The organism is bacterium 336/3, from assembly GCA_001281695.1.
Classification (GTDB): domain Bacteria; phylum Bacteroidota; class Bacteroidia; order Cytophagales; family Thermonemataceae; genus Raineya.
Window position 1 is genome coordinate 1,586,192 of sequence record LJIE01000001.1, and the last position, 19,100, is coordinate 1,605,291.

Consider the following 19,100-nt stretch of genomic DNA (forward strand, 5'->3'; position numbering starts at 1 on the left):
ATTATTAATTATAAAAATCATGGCTTTCAAAATAAAAGATACAGAAGCAAAGGTATTGCTTACCAAATATGGTAAAGTAGATGTAGAGAATCCAAAACAAGATATTTTGGAAAAACTCTATGATGATGGTTCTATCTATGTAGAAAAGGTAGAGGATACAAAAGAAACGAAAAAAATAGAGGCTCAGAAAGAAGAGCCGAAAGAAGATAAAACTAAAAAGTAGTTTTAGTGGTGTGTAGTAAAAATAGCCTGTATTCTCAGGCTATTTTTTAGCTGAATACTTTATGGACGAAATAAAAAAATTCCTGCAGAGTCCCAAAGACTACCAAACAGCTTGTGAGCTGTACAAGAAGTATGGAAAGAATTTGAATATCAAAAGGCTCATTGATAAAAGGAAGAATGAGAGCCTTTTGCCTACCATTGTTTTTGAGTTAAAAGTATTACTGGAGAAGGCGGGTGAGAAAACTATTACTGAAGAAGTAAAAGTGGTTGTTCATAATCCTGCTAAAGTTGATTATGAACCTATCACATTGCAGAAGAAAGCTGAAGGACTGGAAGAAATCTCAAGACAGCAACAACACTTTTATAATCAGGGAGCCAAGCTTTCCAATGCTCTTTCTCTGCTTGCTCAAACGGACCCACACAGCCAAGAGGCTAAAACTCTTGTTTCAGAGATTTTAGATTGCAAGAATCAATATAATGAGCTTGCAGAAGTAAAAAAACAATTTCAGAAAACTGGTAAAATGCCTATAAAAGTTGAGAAACCTACTCAGGAAGTTGTTTATAAAAGTTTATCCAAGGACGAGCTTCTTAAAAAACAAAAACTACTTCGTTCACAGGTTTCTAAAGCAAAAAGTAATGTTACAGCTAATCGGAACAATGAGGAAAAAATGTCTAAATACACCAGTAAACTACAATCCTTAGAAAAAGAACTTTTAATCGTAGATAATTTATTATGCAGTTAGTTTGGAGTACAGAAAAGCGTAAGGTCAATGATTTATTGCCTTATGAGAAAAACCCTCGTAAGATGTCTCCTGAAAAAATGAAAATGCTTCAGGATAGCTTACATAAATTTGGGTTGGTGGAAATACCTGCTATCAATTTAGACGGCACCCTCATAGCTGGGCATCAGAGATGCAAGGCTATGAAGTTTTTGGGTAGAGGTGAAGAGCTAATAGATGTGAGGGTACCTAATCGTCAGCTCACAGAAACGGAGCTGAAGGAGTATAACATTGCCTCTAATTCAATTGATGGGGACTGGGTAGAAGAGATTTTGAGAGAAAGCTTTTCAGATATTGATTTAGCCTCTTTGGGCTTGGATTTAGACTTATCTGAATATAATGATTTATTAAAATCAGGTGAAGAGGAAAAGCCGAAGCCTGTATATGAGATATTACCCAAGTTCACAGAGAAGCATACATCTTTTACTATTATTTGTGATAATGAGTTAGATGAAAACTTCATTAAGCATGTATTGGGCTTGGAAGCTGAAAAGAGCTTTAAGAATAATAATGTAGCTATTCCTTATGTACTCACTGCTAAAAAATTTATATTAGAATGGAACAAATTGAAATCATAATTCCTTCACACAAACGAGCTGATAAGGTTTCTACTACCAAGATAGTAGAAGGTTGTATTTTGTGTGTTCCTGAGAGTCAGGCAGACCAGTACAAAAAATTTAATCCTGGTATTGAAGTAGTCGCCCACCCAGAAGACATCAAAGGCTTGCCTCCAAAATTAGAATGGATTAGACGCAACTTTACCAATCCGTTCTTTATTGATGATGATGTAAAAGACTTTAGAAAGCTTTATGTAGAGAAAGGAGAAAAAGCACCTATTGATAGCCCTACCATTGTTCGTGAAATTATAGAAGTAACTGCTTGGACAGCTCGCAAGGTGGGAGCTTATTTGTATGGTTTTAATCATAGCCCTATGCCTGAAGCTTACTCAGGACATAGGCCTTTTGTGCTAAGTGGCTTTGTGATGGGCGGAGCTACTGGCTTGCTCAGTGGTTCAAAACTCTTTTGGAATACAGATATGAAGCTTGGAGGGGATTTCTGGATTAGCCTATTGAATGCCTACTATCATAGAAAGATTTGGAAGGATATGCGTTATTGTTTTACTTTTAAGGACACTTTTGTAAACCCTGGTGGGCTTAGTGAGTTTCGAAATATTGAAGCTGAAAAAGAGAAGTATGAAATACTCAAAGAATACTTTGGCGAGGCTATTCGTTTGAAAAACGACACAAACCTCGCCAAAAGAAAACATCCTTATATGACTACTTTGAATTTGCCTTTTTAAGCTTGATTATCATCAACCATAGAATTATACAAAGATTTTACACACAAATAGTATTCTTTATACTGTGAGACCTCTATATCTAATTCATCTTTTATTGCTTGTTTTAGTATAGGATTTGTTTGTGATACATATCTATCTATAAGGTTGTGTATTACTTTTATTCTTTCTAAGCGTCTTTCCAAAAGATCTGGTCTATTCAATTTTAAAATCCTGATAGTCAAATCTCCCTTCGGATTAGATGGTTTATGAAAAATATAAGCCCCCAAAGCTATTATAAAATCTTCTGGGCTTTCGATGTATGGATTTATAAAAGGAAGATTGATGTCATACTCATCTCCTTTATTCATGTTACAAACTGGACAACTTAATCCTAAATTATTCCATTCATATGTTAGGCTTGGAAATTTATCTTTTGCTTTTGGTCGAATATGCTCTATATGCTCATGTGAAACATGTGCCACTACACTTTCACAATACATACATTTATTAAAACACTCCATTTTCAGTTGTACCTTTACTTCAGAATGATTATACCGATTGTAAACACCCTTGGGAATTTTTTTTCCATTACTAATATAATCTAATAATTCCGTTGTCCACGCTACTTTATTAGTTTGAAGTATATTAGGTTCTAAGCTTTTATTTATTCTGATCATTGATTTTTGTAATAATTTTTTCCATTGTTAAAGGAACTAGACTTTCTAAACCAAGCTCTTTCAAATCATTTCTCATTTGATGAAATATAGTAGAGGTTATTTCACTATTTGCATATTTATTAGTAATTTCTTCCAAAGACTTCTCGACCCAGACGGGCATAGTAAATGATACACCAAGAACCTCATCTAATATTTGATTCGCACTTCTTGCTTTATTAACTATATCTAATTTTTCGTTAAATATTCTTTTATCAGAATTGTATCTAAGTGCATAAACATTTGAATCCTTTACAGAACCTATGATAAGCGGGCTATGAGTTGATACTATAAATTGAACGTTTGGAAACGCTTCTATCAAAGAAGGCAGAATTTCTCTTTGCATAGTTGCATGTAAATGATTCTCTACTTCATCTATTATAACCAATACATTTTCAGACTTATTTTCAATAGATGTGAAAATGAGCCATACTAAATCAATAATAGCACTTATACCTCCAGAAACAGCATCAAGCATAAAATCTCCTGTGCTTGTTTCAAAAATAATTTCATAATTTTTGATAACTATTTTTGAGAAACCTAGCGATTTTGGCAATGTTATTCTCAAAATATCTTGAAACTCTAGAAAGTATTCTTTTAATTCTTTATCTGATATTATAAAATCATTACCCGCACCTGAAATTGCCCAATTCAATAATGTTTCTTTTATAAAGTAATTTGTTGATTTACTCGAATGATCATGATATAGTTTACTAATTATACTTGATGATGATGTTAAACGAGCTTCTGATTTTTTAATCTTTCTTGTTGAAATATTTGGGATATGTTGATAATAAAATACTACTCTGTGAGATGGAATGTATGCTCCTGTTATTCTTTTTATGTTATCTAACTCTATATGATACACAGCACCTACTTCATAATCTGGAATTTTTATTTTTGAAAATTCTCCATCTTGATATTTTAAATATCCTATAATATTGCTTCGAACATTATCTATTAATTTTAAACTACGAGGAATATATTTAAAGCCTCCAGTTTCTTTATCAATTGATGGTACAGCTATTTCATCTTGAATGTTACCATATACTAACTTTCCTAATAAATTTAATATTGTTGTTTTACCAGAACCATTCGCTCCTGTTAATATGGTCAATTGTGGATGAAATTCTATTTCAATATCACTAAATTGCTTCCAATCATTTATTACTATCTTTTCTACAAAACTCATTTTATATATAGATTTTATTATATGCAATATATAAAAAAATAATTGTACAAATGTTTTGGGTTCTAGTTTTTGGTGCAGACGATTGCATTACACTTTTAACCCTTACATCAATGAAGCAATCCATTGCATACAAGCACAAAAAAGAGTTATTCGACATATTCGATAAGCTCTCAAGAACCCAAGACAGACACAGAGTATTTGAAGATTTTATAACCTGTGCCATTTGCTGTTATCATCGAACCAACCTTGTTACAAACCTTCATTTCAAAGATGAAGAAAATGAGGCTTTATACCAGCAAACCATCAAAGGCTATAAGAAAGAAGAGCTAAGATTGTTTGGTGAAGCTTTGGGGCATTTATCCCTTCAGATAGATAAACACCCCTACTCGGACCCGCTTGGAGAATATTATGAAGAACATTTCTCCAATGAACGACTAGGGCAGTTTTTTACGCCTATGGAGGTTTGCAGGGCTATGGCAGGTATGATGATTGTAGACCTTGAAAGCCCTCCAGAAGAAAAAACAATTAATGACCCGTGCTGTGGCTCGGGTCGTTTGCTTTTAGCCTATGCTGAGTTAGCACCAAAAAACTATTTTTTCGCAAATGATATAAGTTTAACGCTTGCCAAGTTATGCACCCTCAACTTTTTTATCAATGGACTTCAGGGAGAGGTTTGCTGGGGAGATTCGCTGAAGGTGGAGTATAAGAAGGTTTGGCGTATCAATATGCTTGGTGTAGGGATATTGCCTGTTCCTCCAGAACAAAGTATAGGGTTTTCCGTACAAGCCTCTCAATACCAAGAAAAGCCTTCTACTCAAGCCAAAAAAGTACCTATAAAAGTTCAACACTCCGAAACTAAACCAAATACCTCAGAACAATTAAAGTTGTTCTAAAAGCCTCAAAATAGCCCTCACTGAAGGGCTATTTTTTTGCAAAAAAAACCTCAAAAATAATTGTGCAAATGTTTTGGCTTCTTGATAAACAAGCAGACGATTGCATTATCAATTACACTTTTAACCCCTTAAAATTATGGTAGCATTAAATTCACAAATTCACAAGAATAAAAAGCTCTATAAGCTTTTTGCTTGCCGAATTCAGGAAACCAAGAAGGCTTTAAGCCTCAAACAAATCAATTTCACCCATGTAGCCAAAAGGGTGATGAAAAGAGCTTGGAAAACTTACAAGAATGGAGTAGCTGAGTACATCAAAAAGAACTTTACGGATAAGAATTACTATGAGAGTTCTTTTGAGCTTCAGGACTATTTTAAACAATGCCTCCAGCTCGCATGGCTATCAGCTCGCAAAGAATTACAAACCTTAAACCAAACCAAACTATTCGTATGAGCAAAGAAAGAAAAAAAGCTCTTAAAGCTCTTAAAACTTTAGAAGAGCAAAAACTTATCCTTGAGGTTCATAACAGCCTTGAGGAAGGTATCAACTTAAAAGTAAAGCGTTCAAACCAAAAAGGCTTTACGGATACACCTTTATTCAATCAAAATCAACAAACCGATTTATTTACAAAATGAGGCAATTAATTACAGAGCAGGGCTATGACTTTTTTGAGGTCAGCTCTGCCCTCCAAAAGAGCATCAGGAGGGGAAAAGAAGATGATGCAATGTACTGGGCTGTTGAGTTGTATATCTCAAACTATGATGAGTATGTTTGGAAAAGGCTTAAAATCATCTCCAGTGAAGATATAGGATTGGCAGAGCCTAACCTACCTTCTAATATCTATGCTCTTTACGAGATGTACCAACAGCAAAAAAAGAACGATAAAACAGGTGGTAAAACTTCACACCGATTATTCTTAGCTCATGCTATTGTGATACTCTGTAGGGCTAAGAAAAGCCGTTTGATAGATCATTTCCAAATCTATCATTTCAGAACACACCATGTAGAACGCAAACCGATTCCAGATTATGCCTTTGACAAACATACCACTACAGGTAAAAGGCATGGAAGAGGCTTTGAACATTTCTTTGAACATGGTGCAAAGCTGGAGAATGTAGGTGATGTAGCAGGTGAACAAGAATATCTTGAGTTGTGTAAGGATGTGTTGTATAGGAACCCTCCTCCCACACCCACCACCCAAGATGATGAACAAAAGACTTTGTTTGATTAAAACAAAAAGCCCCTACGCTAATGTATAGGGGCTTTTTTACACTTTTAACCGCCTTATATGCGGTTACACAAAAATAATCAAAAAAAACTCAAAAAAAAATGTGCAAATGTTTTGGCTTTTAGCCAATGGTGCAGACGCTTGCATTATCAATTACACTTTTAACCCCTTAAAATCATGGAAAACAAAAGAAAAAAATCAGACAGATTCGAGAATCAAGAGGCTTACATGCTTTCAGCTTCTGAGACGGCTAAGAAGGTGGCTCTCCAAAGAAAAATTAATGCAGTACACAATTACTATGGTTTTCGTAATAAATTCTCAGGTTTTCAAGAACCTGAAAGAATAGAGGATATTTTAGATGAGGGTAAATTACACCTATTCTATCTAAATCAATGCTCTTGCCCTCTTACCATAGCCAATGCCTTTATCAATGCTAAAAATGCTTTATACAATGATTATAGTACTTTTGGTATCATTGCTCAAAATATCTCAAAAACTACTCAGGAAAGCTTTGAGAGATGGTGTGATAAAAACCAATTATCTAAAGAAATTAAACGCAATTACATTTCTAAAGAGGGGTTTCCAATAGATTCTCAAGCTCATGCCTTTACAGAGAATTTTGAGATTTTAATTACTGAAGAGGACATTGTAGATTTTATTTTACTACACCCACATGGAGCCGAGAGCTACGAAAGATATATCAGATGCAATGAGTTATCAAATAAATTCAAAGAAATGGTAGGCTTTCCACTTAACTTTTATTTCGCAGGTGATTTACTCAAACTTATCTCAGAGAAGTATGAGGCTGAGTTAGAGTGTCCGTTTTAAAACTTTACCCTAAGAGTTTAAACTCTTAGGGTAAAGTTATACTAAGTTTATAATATCAAAATCACCTTTTTCTTTATCTAAAACAAGTTGATTGACTTCATCTATCCATTTTTCTCCATTGTTTATTATGATGGAAGAGATTTGCTGAATATCTTGGATAGACATTCTATACTCATAATTATCAAATTCTAATAATCCTAAATAAGTTCTCCTCATTGCTGTTCTTATATATTGCATCTCTTCAAAAGAAAATAAAGAAATATTCATAAATTCATTAGGCACTAATAATGAGCTTAAATCTATTTGACACAGAACTTCATATTGTTTTTGAAAATCTTCTCTATCTATTTTCTTTAAATTTTCTATACATTTTATTAGTCTTGGTATAAGAATATATTTGCTTATAGATATATAATCTAGTTCTTTTAGAAGAACTATGAAATTTGCATTATCAATCATATATGTAATGCTCTTTTCTATATTTAATTTTATTTTCGTTAAAACATCTTTTTTGTTTACTTCTGACAAGTTCTTTATATAATTAGCTGCAAAATATTCCTGCAAAGATCTATGTGGAAAAGTATAGTCTGTACCTTCCTTATTTAATATTCCTATGGCTATTTTTAGATCTTCAATTAGTTTTTGATTGTCAAATACAATTTTTCTGTTTTCTTTGATAACATTTAATTTACTTTCTATATAATCAGTTTGAAAGTAGAATTTCTCTTCAAAATAAGATATAAATGAAAATAACCTTAAAATATCTTCAAATTGTTCTTTTGATAGTTTTGATTGTTTTTCTCTTTGAAAAGATAGTTTTGATAAGCTATCATGAGTAGAATACAATGTATCAAAAAGTTGTTTATAAAAGTCACAGCTTTTTTGAGGTATTGCTGAATATGACTGATATGTTAATATGAACATTGATAATAGTAATGGATTTTTAAGAAAATTTCTATATGAAGAATCTTTTAAGTTTAACGCTTCTTTCTCGATTTTTTCAATCAACTCTTTTTCTTGTGATGGAATTTGCTTTTGTATAAATATAGATATTTCATCATTTTCAAGATCACAGATTGAGTAATTATGGAATAGAGGTAGAGTATCAAGATTTGTGTATGGTCTTGATGTTATTACATATTTATTAGATGCATATTTATTTACAAATTGATCAATTTCATTAGTTATAGATTCCTTTTTACTATAGTTAATTTCATCATAGCCATCAAAGAGAAAAATAAAGTCTCCTGAACTTAGAATCCTATCTATAATCTCATTAGTAAATCCAAGTTGATGAAATAAAAATATATCTTCAAAAATATATTTAACAAAAGAGGCTTTTTCATTTAAATATCTAAGTTCAACTTTTATAGGAATTTTAAATTTTCTCTTGATACTATCTATAAAAAAATATTTCATTAAAGTACTTTTACCACTTCCTGCTGAACCTATAATAGTAATGTAATTTAGGTTTTTCAATAACTCTGATATATTTTCAGTGGAAATTCTTTTTCTTTCACTACCTATAAAACCATGTTTTTCAATATGTAGAGGAACATAAAATTCATCTAATTTTATTGGTTCTGATCTATGTATGAAAGTTTTAGCAAAGAGATTTCTTTTATACTCATTGGTTTGGTACTCCAATAGTCTATTTTTTGCTAACTGTTTAAATTCAGTCCCTATGTTTTTTAATAAATTGTTTATAGGACTTTCTATTAGTTTTTTTAATTCTACTATTTCCATATTTATATTAATTAATAGTTTAGTGTTTAGTATTCCAATATAACCAAACAGCCATTTCTGTCCTAAAAATGAGTGTTAAATTTTCTCATTTTGCCTAAAAAAACTCGATGTTTGAGAAAAAAGGTGATAGATTAGATAAATACAGGGCTTATCTAATCAAAGGCAAAGGTTTAAGTGAAAAATCCCTTCAAATGCTTGAAAGGATGAATTTTACCAATTCTCTTCTTTGTGAGGGCTATGCAAGCTCTAAAATCATTCCAGTAATTCAAAAGAAATTTGATTTGAGCCAAAGGCAGGCTTATCAATTACTTTCTGATACTATACAACTCTTTGGGGATGTGAGTCAAGCCTCTAAAGAAGGCAGAAGGTACATTGTTGCTGAGAACTTGCTTAGATTGGGTAAGAAAGCAGAACAAGAAGGAGATTTCATTACTGCCCAGAGCTGCTTTGATAAGTATGCTAAACTCTATGGCTTATACGATTCTACAGAAATCAACATTGATTCTAAAATGTGGATGACACCAAGAGAAATTATATTTAGTGATGATATTAGCATTCTCAAGGGCAAAACAGAAGATATAGAGCATGAAATAGTACCTACTAACATTTTGGAGCATGAAAGTGTACTTAAATAGAAAACAAAGAAGGTTTTTAGAGGCTCGTCAAAGAAGAAAAACATTTGTAGCTGGCAGAGCTACAGGAAAAACAAAAGCTTTAGGATTTACCAAATTTCAATGTTTTAACTACATGCCTAAAGGTGTAGGACTGATAGCAGGGCTTACCTATGGACAAATTCTTAATAATGTTATTCCTGAATGTATTGATGCTTGGAATAGTTGTGGTTTGAAAGAATATGATCCTGAAACAGGAATAGGGCATTATGTAATTGGTAGAAAGCCTCCACGACATTTTGAATTGCCCTACAGACAGCCCAGAAAATACACCAATGTTATTTCTTTTATCAATGGATATGCTACTGTATTAGGTAGCTTGGATATTGCGGATACGCTTAGGGGTGGCTCTTATGATGATTTGCAGGTAGATGAATCAGCTCTTGTCAAGCAGGATGATTTTAATAAAATCCTTGTACCCATGATTAGAGGCAATTTGTATAGAAACTTTGCCAAATATCCTGTTCATCACTCTATCTGTGATTTTACTTCTATGCCCTGGTTACAGTCTGGCTTTTGGGTGTTTGAGACTGAGGAGCTGGCAAAAGAGAATCCTGATGAGTATTTTTATTTGGAGGCAAAAAGTATAGACAACATAGAGGTATTGGGTGCTAAATGGTTTGAGCAACAGAAGAAAATCCTAAGCCCTTTAGAGTATGCTGTAGAGATAGATAATAAAAGGCTCAAGAAACTGCCTAATACCTTTTATCCCTCATTCAATGAAAATATCCACACAGATTTTAATACCTACGGATACAATTATACAGATGCTGGTATATTAGTACAAGGGCATAGGGATTATAGCCCTAATAAGCCTATTGATGTTTCGTTTGACTTCAACGCCAACTTTAACTCTATGATTATTGCTCAAGAGAATGGCAGTGAGTACAGGATTATAGATGAGCTATACTTATCAGACTATCAGACCATAGATAAACTGGTAGAGGATTTCTGTTTGAAATACCCTAACCATCATAGCAAGTACAAGCTCATCAATATCTATGGGGATAGGAATGGTAACAACAGACAGGCAAACAGTGAGCTTACATTCTATGAACAGATTATACAAGGCTTTGCTAAATACGGTTGGGCTTGTACCAACCATGTTACAGGCTTAGACCCAGACCATAAAACAAAACACTTCTTTATCAATAACCTTCTTGCAGGCAAGGCAACACACCTACCTAAGATTATCATCAATGCCAACACTTGTAAGTATTTGATTATCTCTATTGAGAACTCACCTATTACTGGAGAGTTCAAGAAGGACAAGTCTAGTGAGAAACAGAACATAGACCAGAGGTATGCAACACACTTGTCTGATTGTTTTGATAATCTAGTCTTTAGAAAGTTTGGTGGTGAAGTGTATCAGGTTCAAGAAATTTCCATTTTCTAAATGCTCTATCATATATCCAAAATTTTCAGGCTTTATAATTTCCAAAAATCGAATGGGCGACGCACTCTCAAAACTGAAAAAAGCAATTTAAAAGCCTTTTTATGATTTAAAAAGCTCATTTTTTTCAAGTTGTATAAATTTTTTATGCAAAAAAACATGCTTGGTTTTGTCCTAAGCCATTTTGACAAAAAAATAGAGCTTTGAAATAAAAAATCATGGAAATTGGGAAGAACGTAATGCTTTCAGAGATAGACCAGACAGTTGATGTGGATGGAAGCCCTGTTTTCTTTTCACTTGCTTTCTATACTTCCAACGGTGAGTATAGAGAGCTTCCAAAATGTTCTAAGAATTGGAAGAAAACAAAGGTGCAAGCTCCGAAAGGCACACATGCTAACAAGCTTCAAGACCTTTACAGCATTAAAGAAAAGGGTTTACTTCTGATTTACGACCATTTCCAAGAAAGACATATTTCTATTCACATTCAATTAATTGTCAAATACAATGGCTACAGAGTCAAACACTAAAAACCTTCATGCTGAAGAGCTATACAACCTTATCAGTTTTGGACAATTTGAGGTAAGAGGTAATAATACCCCTTCTGACAGTTCCTCGAAAGGTTCTAAGGATATTGCAGATGATTTTAAAGTAAATGAGGATAGCAATTCAGATGACAAGTGGGCATCATGGGGAGCAGATAACAACCTGCCTGATGAGCTGATTGGTCTTGTAGGTAACAATACCATTGCACTGGGCTTGATTGGTTTTAAGAAAGACATGATTACTTCGCCTTCTAATTTTTTGTATAAACAGAAAACCATTCAAGAGGGAAACAAGGTGAAAGTCATTGAGGAGCTTGTAGAGGATTCAAAAATCCAAGATTATTTTGAAGAGAATAATTTGAGAGAATATCTTATTCGTTGTGCAATGGATTATAGTTTTTCAGGAAACACCTTTACTGAGTTTGTTAAGAGTAAGGATGGAAGCAAGTATTTATTTGAGCATAAGGATTTTTCAGACTGTAGGGTTTCTACTATCAAATCTAAAAAGAATAAAGCCTATCTTTATTCTGATTGGGCAAATGTGAAAGAGAATGATGTAGAGGAAGTGCCTTTGTATGATAAGGCAAAAGAAGTACAGCCTTCAAAATTCATTTACCATGCAAAAAGTTATTTTCCTGGTTCAAAGCATTACGGAGTACCTGAATGGATTGGTGCAAGGAACTGGTTAATTCTGACCAACAAAATACCTGTGTTCAAGATTGCAAACATGGAGAATGGTTCAAATATTCGTTTTCATATCCAAGTGCCTCATGATTATTTTCTAAAATTGTTCCCTCCTGGTCAGTTCTCAGATGAGCAGAGAAAAGAAAAGGAAGTAGAGTTTAAGAGGAACTTAGAAAAATTCTTGGCTGGTGAAAAGAATGCTGGGAAGATGATTCTTTCAAAGTTTGTCAAAGAAATGGATAAGGTTGTACCTGGTCTCATCATTGACCCAGTAGAATACAAATTGAATGATGATGCTTACCTGCCAGATTTTGAGCAAAGCAATCAGGCTTTCACTTCTGCCATTGGTATTGATCCAAGCATTGCCAACATACAGACACAAGGTAAGCTCAGTTCAGGAAGTGATAAGCGAAATGGTTTTAACATCTATACAAAAACACGCTTGTTTTCTGCAAGAGAAAAAATTCTTGAACCTATCTACAAAATTATGAGAATCAATGGTTTTGATAAGGATGTGAAAATTGGTTTTACGGACTTTGAACTTGAAACATTGGATACAAACAAAGAGGGTGCAAAAATAATTTAGCCGTTTTTGTCCTAATTACAGCGACTTGTGAGAAGCATTTTTACATAAAAAGCTGTACAAAAATGCTTCTCTGTTCAACTCAAGATGTAAAGAAATATGTAGGCAGTATCCAAAAAAGCACTTCTTGGGATACTCTTAAAACTTACGTTTCATTAGCTGAAAACTTTTCCATCAAGCCCATCATTGGGCAGGCTCTCTATAATGCTTTAGATGTTGTAGATTTTACAAGTCTTTCTTCAGAACTAAAAACCCTCCTTGAATACGTTCAGAGAGCTTTGGCTTATGCTACTGTTTTACGTGGCTTGCCTGAGTTGTATGCTACCATTTCTGATACAGGTGTACAGCAACAAAACCCTGAAAATTCCACTCCTGCCAATCAGTGGGTAGTATCAGGCTTGAAAGAATCTTTTACTCAATCAGCAGATGATTGTATCAATAGCCTTATCCAATTCTTAGACGACAATGCTACTGATTATACTGATTGGGAAAACACTGCCTTTGTTCAAAAACGCTCAAACCTCTTAATCAAGTCTGCCAATGAACTTTCTGACCACATTTATTTTCCAAATAGTCATTATGCCTTTTGGAAGATGTATGCCTTTTTTGGTATTGCTGAAAGAAAACATCTTACTCCCAGTATCTCAGAAGAACTATTGCAGGAGTTCAAGGATGCAACAACTCCTACAGCCAAAGAAAAGAAGGCTATTCAAAAGGCAAAAGATGCCTTAGCTCATTTTGCTTTTTACGAAGCTATACCAGCTCTTCAATTCAAAATTGTAGGTGGTAGTTTACTCATTACTACTTATTCAGATGGAATAGCTGTCAAATCAAATGATTATAAAATTTTAAAAGACCTGAAGGAAAAAACGTTTCAGGATGCTCAAGGTTTCTTGGTAGAGCTGAAAAGCTATTTAGATGAGAACTCAGATGACTTTCCTACTTATAAAGCTTCTATCAGATACCAAGAACCTGAAAATCGTACAACTTCATACGGCACAGCCGATAATTCAAACACTATTATTTCAATCTAAAATGGAAAACGAAAGTCCTAAACCTGTAAAAAAAGTATCCATCAGTTCAATATTGTACAATATACAAGTTGAAATACATTCAATCAAGAAAGCTATGTTAGGCGATGAGTATAATGAAAATGGTGTGATGAAAAGGCTTAGTGTTGCTGAATCTGATATAGATGCTCTCAAGAAATTTAGGGATAAAGTTATTTGGACAGCTTCAGGTGTAAGCCTTGCAATAGGTAGTCTATTCACATTTATTAACTATATCATGAATTTAAAGAAATGAGCAGATTCAAATTAAAAAACTTCTTTGGGCATTTTGCCTCTACATCTGTAGGCATTTTACTAAGCCTTTTGATATGTGCTATCATGCTGTATTTTGTGCATGTTGGCAAAGCTACCGTTGAGGGTATTTATCCCTATTTTACTGCATTTGCAGTTCCTGTAATACTTTTTCTTTATGGAAAGAAGGAAGACCAAATACCCAAGCCATGAGATACCTGTTTTTATTTTTTGGAGCTACGCTGTTAGCTATGAAGCGTTTTTGGCTATTAGTGGTGGTGGTGATTGTATCTGTAGCATTCTATTTTTATGAGAAAGCTGAGTACAAAAGAGCCAAGAAAGAGGCTGAGAAGTATAAACATGAAGCTGATAGCCTGAAAAGTGTTATAAAGACTCAGGAAAAGGTAAAGGATTTAACAACCAAAGACACCCTACTAACTAATGAAATTGATAGGAATTCTGATTCTGTGGATGCTGCTAAGCAGTTTTTCAAGTAAAGCCCAGAACTGTTGTGATAGCCTGAAAATGGCTAAGGTGTATGGTCGTGTACTGGTGAAAGATATTGCCTTAAAGGACTCTTTGTTATCCATCAGAAAACAGACTATTGAAATACTTTTTCAAGAGACTCAAAGGCTACAGCAAGCAAACTATAAGCTGAAAGAAAGTCATGAGGCTTTGAGTAAGCAAGTAAAACTTATCCGAAAAAGAAAGAATGTAGCTGTAGGGGTTTCATTCTCTTTATTTTTAATCCTACTAATCAAATGAATTCAGTAAAAATAGGAAAGAAAGAGTATCGTGTACCTGCTTCATGGGATGAGCTGACAGCCTCACAAGTGTATTTGATTGCTGGGGATTTCTTTGGAGCAACGAAAATTGATGAGGCTCAAATCAGACTCATCATGACAATTATACCAGCAAATATATTTTCACAATTAAGTGCTGTGATTAGGTATGAGATTTTACAGCTGTTAGATTTCTTGCCTGAAATCAAACTTACAAAGAACTTGTTTCCTGCTTTTCATGGTCTTTACGGTCCTTCAGATGAGCTTTTAAATGTAACGGTTTTAGAGTATGCGACAGCTGACAGTTATTTTCATGCTTTTATAGATACTCAGGATATCAAATTTTTGGATTTGATGGTTGCTTGTTTTTATAGAAAACCCAAGCTCAAACCCAAAGAGGCTAAACCTTTGGATTGGGATGGAGACTACAGGCAGAAGTTTAATGCAAATCTAGTGGAAGAGATAGCAGACAAGCATATCAAAAAACTATCTCCAATATTTAAGCAGGTGGTTTTCTTGTTTTTTGTGGGTTGTAAGAGAAAGCTTGTAGAGGATTATTCTGAACTGTTTCAAAGCTCTGGCAGTAGCTCATCATCAGGGAACGGATGGGCTGATACGATTATTGATTTGGGTGAGGCTGGTTTGTTTGGTGATTTAGAAAAATCAGCCACCACCTACATACACACAGCTTTTATGTATTTTAAGAAGAAGTATATTGAGAACAAAGAACTGGAGGCAAAGTATGGAACAAATAGTTGATTGGAATAGCTTTGTTGCTTATTTTGAAGAAATAGCAACAAAGCATAAAGATATTAATTCCTTTTGTTTTGGGACACTTGAGAAAAAACAAGCCTTTACAAAAAGTGATATTGTGTATCCTTGTCTCTGGCTTGAGATACCAGATTTTCAACCTGAAGGCGATGGCGTTTTTACCCGTTGTACTTCTGCCTTTACTATTTCCACAAGTGCTGAGAAGGGAGATTATGAAGCTGAGAATGCAGCCTTAAAACTATGTTCTGAAATAGGTTTACAGGTGGTTTCTAAGATGAGAAAAGATAGCCACGATTTGAATGAAGAAGATGAACCCTTCTTAGAATTCAATACTTCAGATGCAGACTTAGAGTCAGGTATCATGATTGGAGTAGATAATGAACACGGGTATCGTGTTCAGTTTACGATTAGAATTAATGATTTAATTTGTTACAAGCAAGATAAATGGGACTTATAGCACAACCAAATACATACGTTCACACAGGTAATCCTATTGTGTATAAACTTGATGATGCGACAGGTGAAGCAACCTTATCCCTAAAAATAGGCGTGAATGTATTAGCTCAGGTAACAGCCAACTGGTATGGTGGCTATGAATTTGATATTTCAAAGTATGTGAAGGCTTTTGTAAGCTCTACAGCTCCTAATGTAGCCTTAGAATTCAATGCTCAAGCTGAGAGTGCAATTACCTTTACTGTAGATATTTCGATTGTCGGTCCAGCTTTTACAAACAATTACACTCATTCCTTTACAGCTCTTAGGGGAGGTCTGCCAAAAGAGGTGTTTGCTCAGGATAGTAATTTCTTTGCGTATATGGGCTTTAATGGCAATCAGAAACTACTTACGCATCAGCCACTCCGAAAGTCTTCTGTAAGCCCTGAAAACCCTGAATTTTTAGCATTTTATACAGCTACTTGGGGAGGCACTATTACAAGAAATACAACGGTGTATTATACTGATGGGACAAGTGATATTTTTACAGATGCCTTTGCAAAATCCGGTGATGTCATTACCTGTATTCGTTGTAAGCTCACAGATGTACCCTATGATGAGCAAAAAGAGGTTTTGGAGTATCATGTATTTTTTACAGATGGTACCAGAACCACACGCTTGCAAATTTTTGAGGTAGATCATTCCTTCAGAAGGCAAGAAAGGTTTTTCATTTTTGAAAACTCTTTAGGTGGTTGGGATACGCTTCGCTGTTTTGGAGAGCAAGAAAGCGAGGCAAATGTAATGCAAGAGATGGCTTCGGATTATTCAGGAAATTATCTTGCAAACAACATCTTAAAAACGGATATGTTTGTCTATGATAGTTCAATATCCAATGAGCATGAAGTCAATACAGGTTATTATCCTGCTTCCTATGTGGCTTATTTGAGGGAATTTATGTTGTCAAAAAATAAATACCTGGTTATTTCAAATAAGCTTTATCCTGTTGTCTTGACTTCTAAGAAAATCAAGTATGCCAATGACGAGAAGAATTTGAAAGCAGCTTCTTTCTCTTATTCACTTGCTGCTGATAGTAATGAATTTTACCACCCCAACATGATATGATAGGTCTTTTGCATGAAAGCACAGGGCAAAACATAGACATAGCCCCCAACACTTCTATTACATTCAACATAGAAAATCCACTTTTGTCTTTTGCATTTGTGGGCAATTATACTTTTCCCTTTACTCTGCCAGCTACAGATAAAAATATCAGGTTTTTTAAGTTCTTTAATACTATTCAAAGTAAAGAAAACTATGTAGCTGAGTCTTATTTCTATCTGATTGTAGGCAATTCTATGGTTGTAAGAGGTTCTTTGAATCTGATCAGTTCTGATAAGAGTGGATTTAAGGTAAACTTTAACTCCGTGCTTTCTACACTCAAGTTTGATATTAAGAATGTCAAGCTCAATCAATTCCTTTCGCCTTCTTTGCAGTTTGGTTTTAAAATACACTCTTTAAGAACTTTAATTTTATTTCTATTTGAGGAATTAGGTATTAGTAGAGTCGAGGGTACTTTCATGGATTGGATTATAGATTTTGACTCCTACAGCGTCTCAAGTCCTCAGGATGGGGAAACCATTTCAAGAGATTTTATCGTGTGGTTTTTTGATGAGGGTTTGGAGGGGACTATTTTTAATTTCCTTGAAAACCTCATGTTTTTCTTTAATGTGGCTTATATTTTCAAGAATGACTCAGTAAGTATTGAGTTTAGAAAAGATGCCTTGACAAAGCCCAAGAAGGATTTTAGTAGGAAAATCAAAAGAATAACCACGATTGACAATGAAAAGCCTATCCATTATTATTTCAAGTTTGCCCAGAATGTAGTAAAGGCTCAGGTAGACAATGTTTCCCCAGCTATTGTGTATCCGGATGGATACTTTAATTTTCAAAATTATGGTATCTTAGAGGGTAGTGATATTTTAGAATCTAACATGTTACCTGTTTCTATCCGTTATGACTATGATGGTACAAATTATGATACTGTTCCAGCTTTGGGCTTGCTTACGCCTTCTACTTTTGTAGAGGATTATAAGAAATACAGCTATTTGAGTGTAAGAACACACCGTTATATCAATGAGTCTTTGCCAAATGAATTAACGTATTTGAATAAAGATCCTTTTGATGGATTCTGTTTTGATTTTTCGTCTAACAGAAGCATACCTGGTGCGTATTATGGAATAGGTTTGTATGAGCGTTTCTGGAATACTTGGGACTATTTCAACAGCAACAAAAGAGCTTGTGATGCTGAAATACTCTATGATATTATTGATTTGAACAATGATTTTTGGATTACTCAGCCCATTTTTGCTGATGGCATTGCCTACTTTCAGGAGAAAATACAGCTACAGGTAAGCAATACTGACAATCCATTTTCCAAGCTTGCAAAAGTTAAACTACAGAAGATACGATGAAACCCATTATACCTGAAAATATTCGAGAATGGCTCAAGCAGGTTGCTCAGGACTGGGCAAAACAAACGATTGATTTGCTTTCTCAGAAAGCTAAGAAGGTAGGCGTGAGAGCTGAAGGGGAACTGCTTCAGAACTTCACTTACTTTCTTGCGAATGCTACAGAAAGCCAGATAGGTATTACTTTCCAATTACCTGCTTATGGGAAGATGATTGACATGAAGGGTTTGAACCCTGTGCAGAAAGGTTTGTGGCTACTTGCGACAGAGTTAAAAGATTGGATTATTAGAGAAAACATAGGTTTTACACCTAAGAATTCTAAGTGGAGTGCTGAGAGGGCTAAGACTCAGTTTGCGTGGGCGATTGCAAGAACGAAAATGAAGAGCAATAGGAAACACAAACGTAAGAGATGGTTTTCTAAGAACTTTTACGGACAGATTAACTACCTGCTCCAGCAGATTGCCCAGGGACATGCGGAGTATGCGAACCTTGCCATTACCGAAAATCTTAAATAAATAATTGTATCAGGTATTCATAGACTTTAATTTTTTATATTTGATAAGATTTTGATATTTTTGAATATAGTTTGTGGAGA

The 19,100-nt window shown here is 34.3% G+C and carries 25 protein-coding genes and 1 pseudogene; 23 read left to right on the forward strand and 3 right to left on the reverse strand.

The genetic code is table 11. The features are described from left to right. Window positions 1-19 precede the first annotated feature (19 nt). The 4 genes from AD998_07545 (at window position 20) to AD998_07560 (ending at window position 2,301) form a co-directional block, all read left to right on the forward strand. Window positions 20-223, forward strand: a complete 204-nt coding sequence (locus tag AD998_07545) for a hypothetical protein (protein ID KOY86015.1) — start codon at window positions 20-22, stop codon at window positions 221-223. A 61-nt stretch (window positions 224-284) separates the two neighbouring features. Continuing rightward, window positions 285-965, forward strand: a complete 681-nt coding sequence (locus AD998_07550; protein KOY86016.1) for a hypothetical protein — start codon at window positions 285-287, stop codon at window positions 963-965. Beyond that, complete coding sequence (locus AD998_07555) at window positions 956-1,579, forward strand: hypothetical protein (protein ID KOY86017.1); 624 nt, start codon at window positions 956-958, stop codon at window positions 1,577-1,579. Before AD998_07550 ends, AD998_07555 begins: the two co-directional genes overlap by 10 nt. Then, on the forward strand, window positions 1,558-2,301 hold the full coding sequence (locus AD998_07560) for a hypothetical protein (GenBank protein KOY86018.1): 744 nt from the start codon (window positions 1,558-1,560) through the stop codon (window positions 2,299-2,301). Before AD998_07555 ends, AD998_07560 begins: the two co-directional genes overlap by 22 nt. Here AD998_07560 and AD998_07565 read toward each other — a convergent pair. Together AD998_07565 and AD998_07570 are read right to left on the reverse strand one after the other, a co-directional pair. Then, a complete protein-coding gene (locus tag AD998_07565; GenBank protein KOY86019.1) occupies window positions 2,298-2,957 on the reverse strand; it encodes a hypothetical protein in 660 nt (219 codons plus the stop codon). The genes AD998_07560 and AD998_07565 overlap by 4 nt on opposite strands. Continuing rightward, the gene (locus AD998_07570) at window positions 2,941-4,185 is read right to left on the reverse strand and encodes a hypothetical protein (protein ID KOY86020.1); all 1,245 of its coding nucleotides are present in this window, start codon (window positions 4,183-4,185) and stop codon (window positions 2,941-2,943) included. Before AD998_07570 ends, AD998_07565 begins: the two co-directional genes overlap by 17 nt. Window positions 4,186-4,235: 50 nt before the next feature. Between AD998_07570 and AD998_07575 the strand changes: the two genes are divergently transcribed. The 5 genes and pseudogenes from AD998_07575 (at window position 4,236) to AD998_07595 (ending at window position 7,132) form a co-directional block, all read left to right on the forward strand. Then, window positions 4,236-5,078 carry a hypothetical protein gene (locus tag AD998_07575; GenBank protein KOY86021.1) on the forward strand — a complete coding sequence of 281 codons (843 nt, stop codon included), beginning with the start codon at window positions 4,236-4,238 and terminating at the stop codon, window positions 5,076-5,078. A gap of 136 nt (window positions 5,079-5,214) precedes the next feature. Continuing rightward, window positions 5,215-5,529: a hypothetical protein gene (locus tag AD998_07580; GenBank protein KOY86022.1), complete on the forward strand. Its 315-nt coding sequence runs from the start codon at window positions 5,215-5,217 to the stop codon at window positions 5,527-5,529. Then, window positions 5,526-5,711: a hypothetical protein gene (locus tag AD998_07585; protein ID KOY86023.1), complete on the forward strand. Its 186-nt coding sequence runs from the start codon at window positions 5,526-5,528 to the stop codon at window positions 5,709-5,711. Before AD998_07580 ends, AD998_07585 begins: the two co-directional genes overlap by 4 nt. Next, window positions 5,708-6,235 (forward strand): annotated as a pseudogene (locus tag AD998_07590) (hypothetical protein). Before AD998_07585 ends, AD998_07590 begins: the two are co-directional and overlap by 4 nt. A 246-nt stretch (window positions 6,236-6,481) precedes the next feature. Then, complete coding sequence (locus AD998_07595; protein ID KOY86024.1) at window positions 6,482-7,132, forward strand: hypothetical protein; 651 nt, start codon at window positions 6,482-6,484, stop codon at window positions 7,130-7,132. A gap of 36 nt (window positions 7,133-7,168) precedes the next feature. On the opposite strand, the gene AD998_07600 is transcribed toward AD998_07595, so the two are convergent. Next, on the reverse strand, window positions 7,169-8,878 hold the full coding sequence (locus tag AD998_07600; protein ID KOY86025.1) for a hypothetical protein: 1,710 nt from the start codon (window positions 8,876-8,878) through the stop codon (window positions 7,169-7,171). A 107-nt stretch (window positions 8,879-8,985) separates the two neighbouring features. On the opposite strand from AD998_07600, the gene AD998_07605 reads away from it, so the two are divergent. The 14 genes from AD998_07605 (at window position 8,986) to AD998_07670 (ending at window position 19,020) form a co-directional block, all read left to right on the forward strand. Continuing rightward, window positions 8,986-9,513: a hypothetical protein gene (locus tag AD998_07605; protein ID KOY86026.1), complete on the forward strand. Its 528-nt coding sequence runs from the start codon at window positions 8,986-8,988 to the stop codon at window positions 9,511-9,513. Next, entirely contained in the window at window positions 9,494-10,945 is a 1,452-nt protein-coding gene (locus AD998_07610; GenBank protein ID KOY86027.1) for a hypothetical protein, read from the forward strand. Before AD998_07605 ends, AD998_07610 begins: the two co-directional genes overlap by 20 nt. Window positions 10,946-11,160: 215 nt before the next feature. Beyond that, the gene (locus AD998_07615) at window positions 11,161-11,469 is read left to right on the forward strand and encodes a hypothetical protein (GenBank protein ID KOY86028.1); all 309 of its coding nucleotides are present in this window, start codon (window positions 11,161-11,163) and stop codon (window positions 11,467-11,469) included. Continuing rightward, a complete protein-coding gene (locus AD998_07620) occupies window positions 11,447-12,754 on the forward strand; it encodes a hypothetical protein (protein KOY86029.1) in 1,308 nt (435 codons plus the stop codon). Before AD998_07615 ends, AD998_07620 begins: the two co-directional genes overlap by 23 nt. Before the next feature lie 62 nt (window positions 12,755-12,816). Beyond that, window positions 12,817-13,785 carry a hypothetical protein gene (locus AD998_07625; protein KOY86030.1) on the forward strand — a complete coding sequence of 323 codons (969 nt, stop codon included), beginning with the start codon at window positions 12,817-12,819 and terminating at the stop codon, window positions 13,783-13,785. 1 nt (window position 13,786) lies between these two features. Further along, window positions 13,787-14,056, forward strand: a complete 270-nt coding sequence (locus AD998_07630) for a hypothetical protein (protein ID KOY86031.1) — start codon at window positions 13,787-13,789, stop codon at window positions 14,054-14,056. Further along, window positions 14,053-14,265 (forward strand): hypothetical protein, encoded by a 213-nt coding sequence (locus tag AD998_07635; protein ID KOY86032.1) that lies wholly within the window; start codon window positions 14,053-14,055, stop codon window positions 14,263-14,265. Before AD998_07630 ends, AD998_07635 begins: the two co-directional genes overlap by 4 nt. Beyond that, window positions 14,262-14,549 (forward strand): hypothetical protein, encoded by a 288-nt coding sequence (locus AD998_07640; protein ID KOY86033.1) that lies wholly within the window; start codon window positions 14,262-14,264, stop codon window positions 14,547-14,549. The genes AD998_07635 and AD998_07640 overlap by 4 nt, the downstream gene beginning before the upstream one ends. Before the next feature lie 28 nt (window positions 14,550-14,577). Continuing rightward, window positions 14,578-14,817: a hypothetical protein gene (locus tag AD998_07645; GenBank protein ID KOY86034.1), complete on the forward strand. Its 240-nt coding sequence runs from the start codon at window positions 14,578-14,580 to the stop codon at window positions 14,815-14,817. Beyond that, on the forward strand, window positions 14,814-15,593 hold the full coding sequence (locus tag AD998_07650) for a hypothetical protein (GenBank protein KOY86035.1): 780 nt from the start codon (window positions 14,814-14,816) through the stop codon (window positions 15,591-15,593). Before AD998_07645 ends, AD998_07650 begins: the two co-directional genes overlap by 4 nt. After that, window positions 15,577-16,062, forward strand: a complete 486-nt coding sequence (locus tag AD998_07655) for a hypothetical protein (protein KOY86036.1) — start codon at window positions 15,577-15,579, stop codon at window positions 16,060-16,062. The genes AD998_07650 and AD998_07655 overlap by 17 nt, the downstream gene beginning before the upstream one ends. Further along, window positions 16,050-17,159, forward strand: a complete 1,110-nt coding sequence (locus tag AD998_07660) for a hypothetical protein (GenBank protein KOY86037.1) — start codon at window positions 16,050-16,052, stop codon at window positions 17,157-17,159. The genes AD998_07655 and AD998_07660 overlap by 13 nt, the downstream gene beginning before the upstream one ends. After that, entirely contained in the window at window positions 17,156-18,508 is a 1,353-nt protein-coding gene (locus AD998_07665; protein ID KOY86038.1) for a hypothetical protein, read from the forward strand. Before AD998_07660 ends, AD998_07665 begins: the two co-directional genes overlap by 4 nt. Further along, the gene (locus tag AD998_07670; GenBank protein ID KOY86039.1) at window positions 18,505-19,020 is read left to right on the forward strand and encodes a hypothetical protein; all 516 of its coding nucleotides are present in this window, start codon (window positions 18,505-18,507) and stop codon (window positions 19,018-19,020) included. The genes AD998_07665 and AD998_07670 overlap by 4 nt, the downstream gene beginning before the upstream one ends. Window positions 19,021-19,100 lie beyond the last annotated feature (80 nt).